This window comes from Lysobacter sp. Root494 (assembly GCF_001427225.1).
Classification (GTDB): domain Bacteria; phylum Pseudomonadota; class Gammaproteobacteria; order Xanthomonadales; family Xanthomonadaceae; genus Agrilutibacter.
The window spans coordinates 163883-176187 of the sequence record NZ_LMFH01000007.1; the positions used below are offsets into that span (position 1 = coordinate 163883).

Annotated in this window: 14 protein-coding genes; 6 read left to right on the top strand and 8 right to left on the bottom strand. The window is 65.8% G+C overall.

Going from position 1 to position 12305, the window contains the following annotated elements:
• Nucleotides 1–14 precede the first annotated feature (14 nt).
• Both ASD14_RS11980 and ASD14_RS11985 read left to right on the top strand, forming a co-directional pair.
• Nucleotides 15–209: a hypothetical protein gene (locus ASD14_RS11980; RefSeq protein ID WP_056133974.1), complete on the top strand. Its 195-nt coding sequence runs from the start codon at nucleotides 15–17 to the stop codon at nucleotides 207–209.
• A 22-nt stretch (nucleotides 210–231) separates the two neighbouring features.
• Nucleotides 232–966, top strand: coding sequence for a DNA-formamidopyrimidine glycosylase family protein (locus ASD14_RS11985; RefSeq protein WP_056133978.1), 735 nt, complete (start codon nucleotides 232–234; stop codon nucleotides 964–966).
• A gap of 150 nt (nucleotides 967–1116) precedes the next feature.
• On the opposite strand, the gene ASD14_RS11990 is transcribed toward ASD14_RS11985, so the two are convergent.
• The 4 genes from ASD14_RS11990 to ASD14_RS12005 form a co-directional block, all read right to left on the bottom strand.
• Entirely contained in the window at nucleotides 1117–2001 is an 885-nt protein-coding gene (locus tag ASD14_RS11990) for a DMT family transporter (protein ID WP_200947062.1), read from the bottom strand.
• A complete protein-coding gene (locus tag ASD14_RS11995) occupies nucleotides 1998–2987 on the bottom strand; it encodes an MBL fold metallo-hydrolase (RefSeq protein WP_056133983.1) in 990 nt (329 codons plus the stop codon). Before ASD14_RS11995 ends, ASD14_RS11990 begins: the two co-directional genes overlap by 4 nt.
• A gap of 72 nt (nucleotides 2988–3059) precedes the next feature.
• A complete protein-coding gene (locus ASD14_RS12000) occupies nucleotides 3060–3581 on the bottom strand; it encodes a hypothetical protein (protein WP_056133986.1) in 522 nt (173 codons plus the stop codon).
• A gap of 3 nt (nucleotides 3582–3584) precedes the next feature.
• A complete protein-coding gene (locus ASD14_RS12005) occupies nucleotides 3585–4634 on the bottom strand; it encodes an NAD(P)-dependent alcohol dehydrogenase (RefSeq protein ID WP_056133988.1) in 1050 nt (349 codons plus the stop codon).
• Between the two features lie 107 nt (nucleotides 4635–4741).
• Between ASD14_RS12005 and ASD14_RS12010 the strand changes: the two genes are divergently transcribed.
• Together ASD14_RS12010 and ASD14_RS12015 are read left to right on the top strand one after the other, a co-directional pair.
• Complete coding sequence (locus ASD14_RS12010) at nucleotides 4742–5224, top strand: YajQ family cyclic di-GMP-binding protein (RefSeq protein ID WP_056133991.1); 483 nt, start codon at nucleotides 4742–4744, stop codon at nucleotides 5222–5224.
• A gap of 19 nt (nucleotides 5225–5243) precedes the next feature.
• On the top strand, nucleotides 5244–5780 hold the full coding sequence (locus ASD14_RS12015) for a DUF1415 domain-containing protein (RefSeq protein WP_056133994.1): 537 nt from the start codon (nucleotides 5244–5246) through the stop codon (nucleotides 5778–5780).
• Between the two features lie 270 nt (nucleotides 5781–6050).
• On the opposite strand, the gene ASD14_RS12020 is transcribed toward ASD14_RS12015, so the two are convergent.
• From ASD14_RS12020 to ASD14_RS12035, 4 genes are all read right to left on the bottom strand, one after another.
• Nucleotides 6051–6851 (bottom strand): hypothetical protein, encoded by an 801-nt coding sequence (locus ASD14_RS12020; protein WP_056133997.1) that lies wholly within the window; start codon nucleotides 6849–6851, stop codon nucleotides 6051–6053.
• Nucleotides 6852–6951: 100 nt separating this feature from the next.
• Nucleotides 6952–7803, bottom strand: coding sequence for a hypothetical protein (locus tag ASD14_RS12025; protein ID WP_056133998.1), 852 nt, complete (start codon nucleotides 7801–7803; stop codon nucleotides 6952–6954).
• 274 nt (nucleotides 7804–8077) lie between these two features.
• A complete protein-coding gene (locus tag ASD14_RS12030; RefSeq protein WP_056134001.1) occupies nucleotides 8078–8782 on the bottom strand; it encodes a pseudouridine synthase in 705 nt (234 codons plus the stop codon).
• Nucleotides 8783–9022: 240 nt separating this feature from the next.
• A complete protein-coding gene (locus ASD14_RS12035; protein ID WP_235565410.1) occupies nucleotides 9023–10039 on the bottom strand; it encodes a class I SAM-dependent methyltransferase in 1017 nt (338 codons plus the stop codon).
• Nucleotides 10040–10207: 168 nt separating this feature from the next.
• On the opposite strand from ASD14_RS12035, the gene ASD14_RS12040 reads away from it, so the two are divergent.
• Together ASD14_RS12040 and ASD14_RS12045 are read left to right on the top strand one after the other, a co-directional pair.
• Nucleotides 10208–10471, top strand: coding sequence for a hypothetical protein (locus tag ASD14_RS12040; protein WP_056134006.1), 264 nt, complete (start codon nucleotides 10208–10210; stop codon nucleotides 10469–10471).
• 110 nt (nucleotides 10472–10581) lie between these two features.
• Entirely contained in the window at nucleotides 10582–12279 is a 1698-nt protein-coding gene (locus tag ASD14_RS12045) for a sialidase family protein (protein WP_082538951.1), read from the top strand.
• The last annotated feature ends 26 nt before the right edge of the window (nucleotides 12280–12305 follow it).

Genomic DNA, 12305 nt, shown 5'->3' on the forward strand with positions numbered 1-12305 from the left:
CCGGAGCCCCTTCCATGACCACCAAGCTCGACAAGCCGATCCGCCGGGAAATCGTGATCGAGGACAAGGCCTACACGCTCACCATCGATGGGGATGGACTGAAGCTGGTCGAAAAGGGCCGTCGCAACGGTCAGGAAGTGCGCTGGCGCGACCTGGTGAGCGGCGATACGGCCTTCAACGCGGCCTTGAACGCGAGCACGAGCGGCTGACGCCGGCGACGGGGCGGCGCTCATGCCCGAGGGCCCGTCCATCGTCATCCTGCGCGAGCAGGCGGCGGGATTCATCGGCAAGACCATCAAGAACGTCGCCGGCAACAGCCGGCTGGACCTGGAACGCATGCGCGGCCAGCGCGTGCGCGACCTGCGCAGCTGGGGCAAGCACTTCCTGGTCTGCTTCGACGGCTTCGCGATGCGCGTGCACTTCATGCTGTTCGGCAGCTATCGCATCAACGAGCGGCGCGAAACGGCACCGCGGCTCAGCCTGCAGTTCGCGAAGGGCGAGCTGAATTTCTACGCCTGCTCGCTCAAGTACATCGAAGGCGACCTCGACGCCATCTACGACTGGAGCGCCGACGTGATGGCGCCGGAATGGAACCCCCGCGCGGCGCATCGCAAGCTTCGCGAGCAGCCAAAGGAACTGGTCTGCGACGTGCTGCTCGACCAGGACGTGTTCGCCGGCTGCGGCAACATCATCAAGAACGAAGTGCTGCACCGCATCCGCGTGCATCCCGAAAGCACGGTCGGCGCGCTGACTCCGCGCAAGCGCGGCGAACTGGTGAAGCAGGCGCGCGACTACAGCTTCGACTTCTACGAATGGAAGAAGGAGTACGTGCTGCGCAAGCACTGGCAGGTGCATGCGAAAACCCATTGCCCGCGCGACGGCGCTCGGCTCGAATACCGGGCGAAGCTGGGCCGCCGGCAGAGGCGCGCGTTCTGGTGCGGGCTCTGCCAGCGGCTTTATCGTTGAAGCCGGAGTCGCCGATGATCCGCGAGCCGCAGGTGAGGTTGACGTGGTTGACCGTCGGTGAGGCGGACATTCCGGGTGCGATCACCTGACGCCCGGTCCCGTGCAACTGGAACCGTCGGTGTGAAGCAGTTGCGGGCACCTCTGCGCGTCTCAGGGATGCTCGGCTTCGGTATGGATCCGCTCGCGGCGCAGCAGGTACAGGCCGCTGGCGACAATGATTCCGGCGCCCAGCCAGGTGACCGAATCGGGCAGCACGCCCCACAGCGTGGCATCGAGCAGCACGCCCCAGACCAGCGCGGTGTATTCGAGCGGCGCGATCAACGACGCCTCACCGAGGCGGAAAGCCTCGGTGATCGCGTACTGGCCCAGCGCGCCGGCAACGCCGATGCCTGCGATCACCCAGGCATCGCTGGCGCGAATTGGCATCCAGTCCGGTAGCGCGAGGAGCCCCGCACCGAGCGCCATGAAGAACAGCAGCCACACCATCAATGCCTGCGTGCTGTCGGTGCGCGCGATGATCCGGACGGTGATCGCCGAGACCGAATAACCGAACGCGGCAAGCAGCACCGCGAACCCGGCGAGCGTGAGGACACCTTCGCCGGTGGGACGCAGCACGACGATCACGCCCAGCAGGCCAACCGCAATGGCGATCCAGCGCCGCGGCCCCACGCGTTCGCCCAGGAACGGCACCGACAGCGCGGTGATCATCAGCGGTGCCACGAAGAAGATCGAATACGCCGTTGACAGCGGCAACGTGCGCAGCGCATAGACGAAGCCGCCCATCATCATGATCCCGAGCACGCCGCGCAGCAGGTGCAGCGACCAGCGCACGCGGAACAATGGCTTCACCCCGCCTGTCCACAATGCCCAGGCCATCACCAGGGGCAACGAAGACGCCCCGCGGATCGCCGACACCTGGAACGGCGGGTAATGCACGGACAACGTCTTCAGCCCCGCATCCATGAGGCAGAACAGCAGCACCGCGGCCAGCATGTAGAAGATGGCGTGCAGTGATTGGCTTCTTGCATTCGTCACGAAGCTTTTCCTTTACGGCAGTAGCGCGCGCGACGTTCCGGCGACGCGCGCAATACCTGCCGGATGTAGTAGTCGAGCAGCGAGCTGGCCAGCGCCGTGTCCTGTTGCGGAATCAGGATCGCGGCGTCTCGAAGCCAGCCGGCCTTGCACGCATCCGCCGGCGCGTCACTCGCCGCGCAGGCAAGCAGGCGATCGAAGCCGTTGCGATACACGCGGAACTGTACGTGATCCATCGGTGCGCCGTGGCCGGGCACCAGGCCTGCGAAGCCGATCGCGTCCAGCCGTTCCAACGCCTGCTGCCAGCCTTCGCTGCAGGCGGTGTCGAACAGCGGCACCGGCAAGGTGACAAGATCGCCGGCGACGAGCGTTCGGGTGGACTGGTCGTACAGCCACACGTCCCCGCCGCTGACCGCGTTGTCTTCGAGCCCGGCATGCACGCGCCGGCCCGCGAGCAAACGGTCCTGCGTCTCGGTGACCGGATGCGTTGGGCGCAGCTGCGCGCCGGCATCGATGCGCGCGAGTTCCGCCAGCCATGCGGCGACGTTTTCCGGCGTGGCATCGGGGCGAGCGATGAGGGCCTCCAGCTGCTTGCGGTAATCAGCGAGGAACCCCGACAAGGCATCGTTGATGGCGTTGCTTGCATGGACTTCGACCGTCGGGAAAGCCGCACGCAACGCGACATTGCCGGCGACGTGATCCAGGTGCCAATGCGTGTTGACGATCGCCGCCACGGGCAGGCCACTGGCGTGCGCCGCGTCGATGATGCGTGCCGCATGCGCCGCATGGCGTCCGCTGTCGACCACCACGATTCCGTTGGAACCGCGCAACAGCACGGTATTGCCATCAGGTTGCGTACCGGCCACGAACACGCCGCGCATGACGGCCACTCCATCGGCAACCGGCTCGCCCGGCAGCGCGACCGGCGTAGATGCCGCCGTAGCACAGCCAGCCAGCAGCGAAACCAGCAATCCGTTCAGAAGGCGCATGTCGCTCCCGTCATCAATGCCGCACCAACGGCAACGTGACGAAACTGCGGCCGCGCGCCAATAGGCCGCACGTCACGTGCGGCGCAAACGCCACCGCAGCCCCCACGCATACGCCAGGTAATGGCCCAGCAACAGGCCGCCCACGGCAAACACGCTGCCCTGTTGCACCAGCCATGCCGCATGAACGTCGCCGGCCCAGGCCTGTTCCATGCGGTACAGGCCGTAGCTGATGCGCGCGGCGACGACCAGTGTCAGGGCCATGGCGAGCCAGCGGTTCGGCGTATAGAACACGCCCTGCGAAGTGGCTTCGAAACGCGTCAGTGCGAGGCCAAGCACCCCAAGCAGCATGCCCGCGAGCAACCCTGCACTGGCGTGCGCCAATGCGGCATCGACCCAGTAACCGGCGACCCACGCTCCGAACAGGAACAGCACCGCCGACATGAGCAGCGACCATGCATTGAACGTCACCACCCAGCGCACCGCGCGCCGCCGCGAGTGCCCGGACCGGTAGCGTTGCCACAGCGCGAACGGCATCAGCATGAGCCACAACAGCACCAGGCCCATGACCAGCAGCGGCAGCAGCAACAGCGGCATCGATCAGCCGCGCAGGCTGGCCATGTCGATGACGAAGCGGTAGCGAACGTCGGCCTTGAGCATGCGCTCGTAGGCTTCGTTGATCTGATCGATGCGGATCAGTTCGATGTCGGAAGCGATGCCGTGTTCCGCGCAGAAGTCGAGCATTTCCTGCGTCTCGCCAATGCTGCCCACCATCGATCCGGCCAGGCTGCGCCGCTTGCCGACCAGTGCGAATGCCGATACCGGCAGCGCCTTGTCCGGCAATCCGACCAGCACCATCACCCCATTGAGGCGTAGCAGCGAGAGATAGGCGTTGTAGTCGTGGTCGGCCGACACCGTGTCGATGATCAGGTCGAAGCGGTTCGCCAGCCGCTTGAACGTGCCCCGGTCGCGCGTCGCCGCGAAGGCATGCGCGCCCAGCGCGATCGCGTCGTCGCGCTTGGATTCGGAGGTGCTCAGCACGGTCACGTTCGCGCCCATCGCGCGTGCGAGCTTTACCGCCATGTGGCCGAGGCCACCGAGGCCGACCACCGCGACTTCGCTGCCCGGCTTCGTGCCGAAGTATTTCAGCGGCGAATACGTGGTGATGCCGGCGCACAGCAGCGGCGCGGCGCGGTCCAGTGGCAGCGACTCCGGGATGCGCAACACGTAGTCCTCGTTCACCGTGATGCGCGTGGAGTAGCCGCCGTAGGTCGGCGCGCCGGTGCCGCGTTCGCGCGCGTTGTAGGTGCCGGTCATGCCTTCATCGCAGTACTGCTCGTCGCCGCCTTTGCACGACGGGCACTGCCGGCAGGTATCGACGAAGACGCCGACACCCACCACCTCGCCGACCTTGAAGCGGCTGACCTGCGCGCCGGCCTGCGCGACCCGGCCGACGATTTCATGCCCGGGCACCATCGGGAAAATGCTGCCGCCCCATTCGTCGCGCGCCTGGTGGATGTCGGAGTGGCAGACGCCGCAATACAGGATGTCGATGAGCACCTCGTGCGGGCCGGGTTCGCGGCGCTCGATGGTGAACGGAACCAGAGGTGCGCCGGCATTGGCGGCGGCGTAAGCGGGCGTAGGGCGCATGGCGCTTCTCGTTCGTGGGAATCGCCAGTCTATCGAGGCTGAACATGGCTTGCGCTACCCTTGCGGCCCCGCGAAATCGCAACACGCCTTTCCAGGCCGGAGCTTCCATGCCCTCTTTCGACATCGTGTCCGAAGTCAACCAGCACGAACTGACCAATGCCGTCGACCAGGCCAATCGCGAGCTGTCCACCCGTTTCGACTTCAAGGGCGTCGATGCGAAGTTCGTGCTCGAGGACCAGGCGATCAACCAGTCCGCGCCCAGCGACTTCCAGCTCAAGCAGATGGAAGACATCCTGCGCGCTCGCCTGATCGCGCGCGGTATCGACGTGCGCTGCCTGGAGTTCGGCGAGGTCGAGGCCAACCTCGCCGGCGCACGCCAGAAGGTCACCGTGAAGCAGGGCATCGAACGCGACCTCGCCAAGAAGATCCAGGGCGCGCTCAAGGACGCCAAGCTGAAGGTCGACAGCCAGATCAACGGCGACAAGCTGCGCGTGAGCGGAAAAAAACGCGACGACCTGCAGGCCGCGATGGCGCTGCTGAAGGCCGGCAACTACGAACGGCCGCTGCAGTTCGACAACTTCCGCGACTGAGCGGCCACGCAGCAGGCGGATGAACGATCCCGACTACATCGCCGACACGCGCCACTGGCTGGAACGCGCGGTGATCGGCCTGAACCTGTGCCCGTTCGCGAAGGCGGTGCACGTGAAGGACCAGGTGCGTTTCGTGCTGAGCGAAGCGACTGACTCCGAAGCACTGCTGCATGATCTTCACGACGAGTTGCGGTGGTTGCAGGCCGCCGATGCGCAGCAGGCCGACACGACCCTGCTCGTGCATCCGCACGTGCTCGGCGACTTCCTCGATTACAACGACTTTCTCGATCTTGCCGATGCGCTGGTGGTGGAACTGGGCCTCGAAGGCGAGATCCAGGTCGCCAGCTTCCATCCGGACTACCTCTTCGCGGGCACTGCGCCCGACGACGTCAGCAACTTCACCAATCGCGCGCCCTACCCCACGCTGCACCTGTTGCGCGAAGCGAGCGTGGAGCGCGCGGTCGCGGCGTTTCCCGATCCGGATGCGATCGTCGAACGCAATATCGCAACGCTGGATGCGTTGGGTGTCGAGGGTTGGCGCAAGCTGATGGAGTGATCGCTCTTCCCGCTGTTTGTCTTCTTCGAGACCCGCTTATTACATCCCTCTCCCCGCTTGCGGGGAGAGGGACAGCGCCGCGCAGCGGCGCAGGGGGAGGGGAGTGCACGACGCTGCAACAGCAGCTCGCTGCGCTCGCTTCCTCTCTTCCGCCCTGCGGGTGCCTTCTAGCGGGGAGAAGGGTAAAACGCGACTCCGTGGAGACGTGATATGAAAAAACGGCGGCCCCAAGGCCGCCGTTTTCAGGACGCATCGCCGGATCGAACGCGATCAGAATCCGGCGGTGAAGCTCAACCCCGCACCCCATTCCGGGCTGCCATCGGTCAGGCCCTTGGTGGCGTACAGCTGCATCTTGCCCGTGTCCGAGGTCGGGAAGCTGAAGAAGCCGGTGACTTCGCTGCGATCGTCGGAGGCATCCGAAGTCGGCTCGCGGTAGTCGTACATGACACCGACGCTGTTCGCGCCCACCTTCTGGCTGACGCCGACGTTGCCGTTGAGCACCGAATCGACTTCGATGTAATCCGAATCGCCCAGCGCGGTGTAGCCCACGCCGCCGAACAGCGTGGTCGTCTCGCCCACGCTGCGGTACACATCGACGGCGGCGCCGTAGTCATTGGCGCCGGTGCCCAGGCCCTTGTCTTCATCGGCGGTGGCGATCTTCGCGTTGGCGGTGAGATCGACACCCCACGCGCCCTGCATCGGAATCGCGTACGTCGCCGACAGGCGCAGGTCGCCGACGCCGGACGTCGTCCCCGATGTCGGCGCACCGGTTGTACCGCCGCCACCGCTGTTGCCGCGGCCACGGCCGATCGGATTGAGGTTTTCGATCAGGCCCAGGCCCGGCACGACGTTCGCGTCGCCTTCGACGCGCATCCACGGCAGGCTCGCCTTGAACGACCAGTCGCCGGTGTTGTAACGGGCGCTCAACGGCACCGACAGGATCTTGGTCGTGGTCTCGCTGCCGTAATCGCCGGAGCTGTAGTCCACGCCGACGCCGAGGCTCAGGCCGTTTTCGGCATGCGCCATGCCGGCCACCATGAGCAGGGCCACGAATGCTGCGGAACGCTTCATCACACTTTCCTTCTTATCAAAATCGCTGGAACCCAATCGAGGGCAGTTCAAAAAAACGGGCGCCGCGTAAGGCGCCCGTCGTATCGCGTCGAAACATCGATTACGGACGGCCACCGCGCTCGGGCTTCATCGGACGCTCCGGGCGTTCCGGACGATCGATCTTGGCGATGCGATCGATCTTTTCCGGGCGGCCGGTGACGCGCTCGGCCTTCGCGACGCGCTCCGGCTTGTGTTCGGCGGACTTGCCGTGGCTTTCGCGCGTGGTCCTGGCGATGTCCTTGCCCTTGGCGGACTTGTCGCTGGCAACGGTGGTGGTAGCCGTTGCGCCTTCTACGGTCGAATCGGCGTCGGCATAACGCCCGCTCTTGATTTCACCCAGGCTCTTGAAGCCCAGTTCCTTGGCGATCTGGCCCCAGCCCATGCCATCGGCGCGCATGGCGAGGACGCCGCCCGAGTAGCTCGTGGTCGTCGTGGTCGTGCCGTCGGCGTTGGTGACGGTCGTGGTCGTCGCAGTGCCTAGCAGCGCTTCGTCGAACGACGCCGCCTGGCCGGAATCGACGAGCGCCTGCGCGATGCCGAGCGAATGATCCACTTCGCCCCAGCCCATCGGGCCGTTTTCGTTCGCGACCAGGGTTTCGACGGTCACCGTTTCCATCTTCGGCGTGCCATCGGGATTGGTGGCGAGCGTTCCGTCGGCGTTCTTTGCCTGCTGCGTGGTCGTGGTCACGACGGTGAAGTCGCCACCGGTGCGCAGCGCGGCGATCGCATCGCCTGCGGCGGCATCGTCACCTGCAAACAAGGTGCTCGAGTATTCGGTGACCAGGCGATCCTTCGGAACGCCGGCATCGCTCTCGGTGGTATCCGGCGACGGGGCTTCCTGTGCGCTCGCCGGCACTGCGGCGAACAGGGCCACGGCGAGCGCGGTGAACAGCAGGGTGTTCCTGGAAGTCATGGCATGTTCCTTGTGGTTGTATCGAACCGCATTCAGCGGCGCGGCACAGATGCTAGGCGGCCATCGGCCACTGGCAACGACCGTTCAGGCTCGTATTCAGGCCAGATTTCGGAAATCGATGGGGACGCGTGATCGACGCCTCAGTTCGCGCATGCATGCGCACTAAATGGCATGAGCGAAACAGTGAACCGGTTCACGCGCGTAGCGAAGCGATTGCGCGGACGCGAGTCCCGATGACGCGCGAGCTAACACGTGAAGGGCGCGTGTAGATGCACTACGGCGCTGCAAACAGCCGGCTTCGGTCACCGTCGTCGAGGATGCGCCACTGCCCTGCGGGCAGGCCGTTCAACGGCATCCCGCCGATACGACTGCGATGCAGCGAGAGCACATGATTGCCGACCGCCGCAAACATCCGCCGGACCTGGTGGTAACGCCCTTCGGTCAGCGTCAGCCGGACGAAGCGAGGCTCCACCGCTTCCAGGTGCGCCGGGGCAAGCGGTTCCTTCTCCGATTCCAGCATCAGCGTGCCGCTCGCGAAGAGTTGCGCTTCGTCGCCGCGCAGATCCTGTGCGAGCGTGGCCTCGTACACCTTGGGCAGGTGCGTCTTCGGCGACACGATGCGATGCAGCAGCGCGCCATCGTCGGTCAGCAGCAGCAGGCCGCTGGTATCGCGGTCCAGGCGCCCGACCGTCGACAGCACTGGCGAACGCAGGCGAAAGCGCGGCGGCAGCAGGTCGTACACGATGCGGCCGGCATCCTTGGTCGAACAGGTGTAGCCCACCGGCTTGTGCAGCATCAGCAACAATCCGGCAGGCGGATCCAGCGGCTCGCCATCGATCCGGATGTCTTCGTGCGGCACCTGGTCGTCGGCGTACAGCACCTCGCCGTGCGCGTCGGTGACCATGCCGGCGCGGAACATCGCGGCGACCTGCTTGCGGCTGCCGTAACCGAGATTGGCGATGAGCTTGATGAGTTTCATGCGATTCGTGATTCGTGATTCGTGATTCGTGATTCGTGATTCGTGATTCGTGATTCGTGATTCGTGATTCGTGATTCGTGATTCGTGATTCGTGATTCGTGATGATCTTGCTCGTCATTCCCGCGCAGGCGGGCGGCTTTTTCACGGACAAATGTCCACGGACGCTACGCTTGAAACTTTCTGCCAAGGCAGAAACAACACCCCATGAACTCCGCTTTCGCGGGGATGGCGGAAGTGAAACTACGCCTTCACCGCCTCAAGCACCTTGAAGCCCGCCTCCTGCGCCACCGTGCGCACGCCGGCGAACTGCTTCGCCAGTTCGACTTCATACGGAAGATGGCGGTTGGCCACCATCCACAGGCGGCCGGCCGGCTTCAGCGCGGCGGCCGCAACCGCGATGAAGCGGCGGCCGATGTCGGGCCGGTCCGCGCGGCCCTGCGCGTGGAATGGCGGATTGCTGACGATCACGTCGTAGCGGCGATGCAGTCCGCTGGTGACATCGTGCCAATGGAAGCCGAGCGCAATGTGTTGGGCCTTCGCTGCGAGATTCACGCGCGCCAGGTCCAGCGCGCGGCGCTCGGCTTCGTAGAGATCCACGGAATCGATGCGCGGGCAGCGCGCCAGGAGTTCGCTCGACAGGTAGCCGTAGCCGGCCCCGAGGTCCGCGGCAGCGCCGTGCAGGTCGCCCGGCAGTTGCGAGGCCAGCAGCGCGGAGGCCGCATCGATGCGATCCCAGGCGAACACGCCCGGGCGGCTGATGAAACGTCCACCGGCGATCGGACGTGGTGCATCGAGCTGCAGCCATTCCGCCAGCAGCGATGCATCGGCAGCGCCCTGCAACGGCTGCGTCCAAAACGCGCGGCACTTGTTCTTCGACAGATGCCCGAGCGGGCCCGCGAGTTTCGCGAGATCCGCCTCGCCCGACTTCGCGCCCTCATCGTTGCGCAAGCAGGCCAACACGCGGCCGCCCGGCGCCGTGCGCGTGATTGCGCGTGCGTACAGCGCACGTGCTTCATCGCGTTGCCGGGGCGGCAGGATCAGCACGAGCGGATGCAACGAAGTCGCATGTTCATCGACCAGTTGCAATCCGGAATGTTCGAGCCGGTCGGCTTCGGGCCTGAAGCTCTGCTCGCACACGAGTCCGGGGAACGCGCGCTGGTGCAAGGGCCAGCCATCACGTGCGCGCAGGAACAACACGCTGTCGCCAGTGCCGCTTTCGCGCGGCCATGACAACGGACCGTCCACCACGGGCAGCAACAGGGTTTCGAGCGCGATGTCGGGGCTGTCGGCGGACACGCACGGCCTTCAGTGAGATTAACCAGCGTGGATTCTAACGTCCGCTGTCTCGCGCGATGCTGGTTAACGCAGGGGCAACACCACCGCAGGCATGATCGATGCAGGTGTCAAAAGGCAGGGAGATCCACGATGCGCGCACTTTTTGTTGGCGGCTCCGTAGACAACAGCGAACTCGACCTTGATAGCGAACGCCCGCCGCTCCACTACCCCGAGAACACCGGCGGCGGCCACTCGCGTTATCGCCTGCATCATGTCGGCGTGCGCGATGAAGGCGACATCGCCTATGTCGTTTACGCCGCCCCCGACCTCGCCGACGAAGTCGTGAGCAACATCAGCGACGAACGCAATTACCCGCGGCGCTTCCAGGCGACGCCCGCACTGGTTGCGCGCTGACCGCAGCCCGCGTCCGCGACTGGCTTTTGTTGTCGGATGGCGACGGCCGGTGCACCGCCGCTTGAGCCGCTGACCTAGACTGGCGGCATCCTTCGCAAGGGGAGGCGGCGATGCGCAGGCAGTCGGCGGTACGTACCCTGGTTCGCTGCAGCCTGCTCGCGCTTGCGCTGGGCGCATGTGGCGGCGGTGGCGGTGGCCACTCCGGCGGCACGACGAATCCGCCCCCTCCGCCACCTCCTCCTCCCCCGCCGCCTCCCGCCACCGATGCGCAATACCTTGCCTCCGGGCCATCGCCTTTCACGGTGAACTGCGATGGCGTGACCAGCACCGGCACGCTGTACCAGAACGCGGAAGTCGAGCCGTATCTCGCAGTCGATCCCACCAATCCGCAGAACCTGATCGGCGTGTGGCAACAGGACCGCTGGTCGAACGGCTCCTCGCGCGGCTTGATGGGTGCGAGTTCCTCCGACGGCGGCCAGACCTGGACGCGCACGCCGCTGCCGGTGTCACGTTGCGGTGGCGGCACCTTCGCCAACGGCGGCGATTACGCACGTGCGACCGACCCATGGGTGACGTTCTCGCCCGACGGCACCGCGTACGCGATGGGTCTGGTCACCACCGGCGGTTCGTTCGAAGCCGGTTCGGTCAACGCGATGCTGGTGGTGCGCTCGACCGATCGCGGCCATAGCTGGAGCGCGCCGGTCACATTGATCCGCGACGGTGCCGGCTTCTTCAACGACAAGAACACAATCACCGGCGATCCGTTCAATGCATCGTTCGTCTACGCCGCCTGGGATCGCCTGGTCGCCGGCGATGCGGGCGGGCCGACCTATTTCACCCGCAGCACGAACGGCGGCGCGACGTGGGAAGCCGCGCGCGCGATCTTCGATCCGGGCCCCACGAGCCAGACGATCGGCAACCTCATCGTGGTGGCACCGAGCGGAACGCTGGTGAACCTGTTCACCCAGATCGACCGCGTGGGCACGGCGACGTCACTGCATCTCGACGTCATCCGCTCGCCGGACCGTGGCGTCACCTGGTCCGCGCCGACGCGCATCAGCGACGTGCTCGCGGTGGGCACGCACGATCCGCAGAGCGGCACGCCAGTCCGCGATGGCGCCAGCATCGCGCAGATCGCCGTGGGTTCGAGCGGGCACCTGTTCGCGGTGTGGCAGGACTCGCGCTTCAACAACGGCGCGTTCGACTCGATTGCGATTTCGCGTTCGACCGACAACGGCGTGACCTGGTCGGCCCCAACGCGCGTGAGCCCTGCGGGCCAGCCGGCCTTCACGCCGTCCGTGCATGTGCGTGCCAATGGCGATGTCGGCGTGACCTATTACGATTTCCGCAACAACACCGCGGCGGCCGGATTGCCTACCGACTACTGGCTGGCGAGGTCGAGCGACGGCGGCGTGAGCTGGTCGGAAACCCACGTCGCGACCGCGTTCGACCTCACCACGGCACCGCAGGCCGGCGGTGCGTACTTCCTCGGCGACTACCAGGCACTGGCCAGCCGCAACAACGTGTTCGTTCCGTTCTTCGTGAAGACGAGCAACGGCGACCTGACCAATCGCACCGATGTCCATGCCGCGCCGGCGGTCTCGGTGACGGTCGCCGGTGCGCAGATGACATTGCAGTCGGCGGTCGCTTATCGCCTGGACCGCTTGCAGGCCGGCAGGCGCAGCGTGCCGCACGACTTCCGAGTGACTGACGAATTGCGTGCACGCGTCGACGCGCAAGCGGAGCGCAGCATGCGCTGGCGAATTCCGCGCTGGGGCGAGGCGACGATGGTTGCGAATCCGCCGTGATCGCGGCCCTTGAGAACGGCTTGCTT

Coding starts and splice junctions, on each gene's coding strand:
- ASD14_RS11980 (WP_056133974.1), top strand. CDS start 15: ATGACCACCAAGCTCGACAAGCCGATCCGCCGGGAAATCGTGATCGAG.
- ASD14_RS11985 (WP_056133978.1), top strand. CDS start 232: ATGCCCGAGGGCCCGTCCATCGTCATCCTGCGCGAGCAGGCGGCGGGA.
- ASD14_RS11995 (WP_056133983.1), bottom strand. CDS start 2,987: ATGCGCCTTCTGAACGGATTGCTGGTTTCGCTGCTGGCTGGCTGTGCT.
- ASD14_RS12000 (WP_056133986.1), bottom strand. CDS start 3,581: ATGCCGCTGTTGCTGCTGCCGCTGCTGGTCATGGGCCTGGTGCTGTTG.
- ASD14_RS12005 (WP_056133988.1), bottom strand. CDS start 4,634: ATGCGCCCTACGCCCGCTTACGCCGCCGCCAATGCCGGCGCACCTCTG.
- ASD14_RS12010 (WP_056133991.1), top strand. CDS start 4,742: ATGCCCTCTTTCGACATCGTGTCCGAAGTCAACCAGCACGAACTGACC.
- ASD14_RS12015 (WP_056133994.1), top strand. CDS start 5,244: ATGAACGATCCCGACTACATCGCCGACACGCGCCACTGGCTGGAACGC.
- ASD14_RS12020 (WP_056133997.1), bottom strand. CDS start 6,851: ATGAAGCGTTCCGCAGCATTCGTGGCCCTGCTCATGGTGGCCGGCATG.
- ASD14_RS12025 (WP_056133998.1), bottom strand. CDS start 7,803: ATGACTTCCAGGAACACCCTGCTGTTCACCGCGCTCGCCGTGGCCCTG.
- ASD14_RS12030 (WP_056134001.1), bottom strand. CDS start 8,782: ATGAAACTCATCAAGCTCATCGCCAATCTCGGTTACGGCAGCCGCAAG.
- ASD14_RS12040 (WP_056134006.1), top strand. CDS start 10,208: ATGCGCGCACTTTTTGTTGGCGGCTCCGTAGACAACAGCGAACTCGAC.
- ASD14_RS12045 (WP_082538951.1), top strand. CDS start 10,582: ATGCGCAGGCAGTCGGCGGTACGTACCCTGGTTCGCTGCAGCCTGCTC.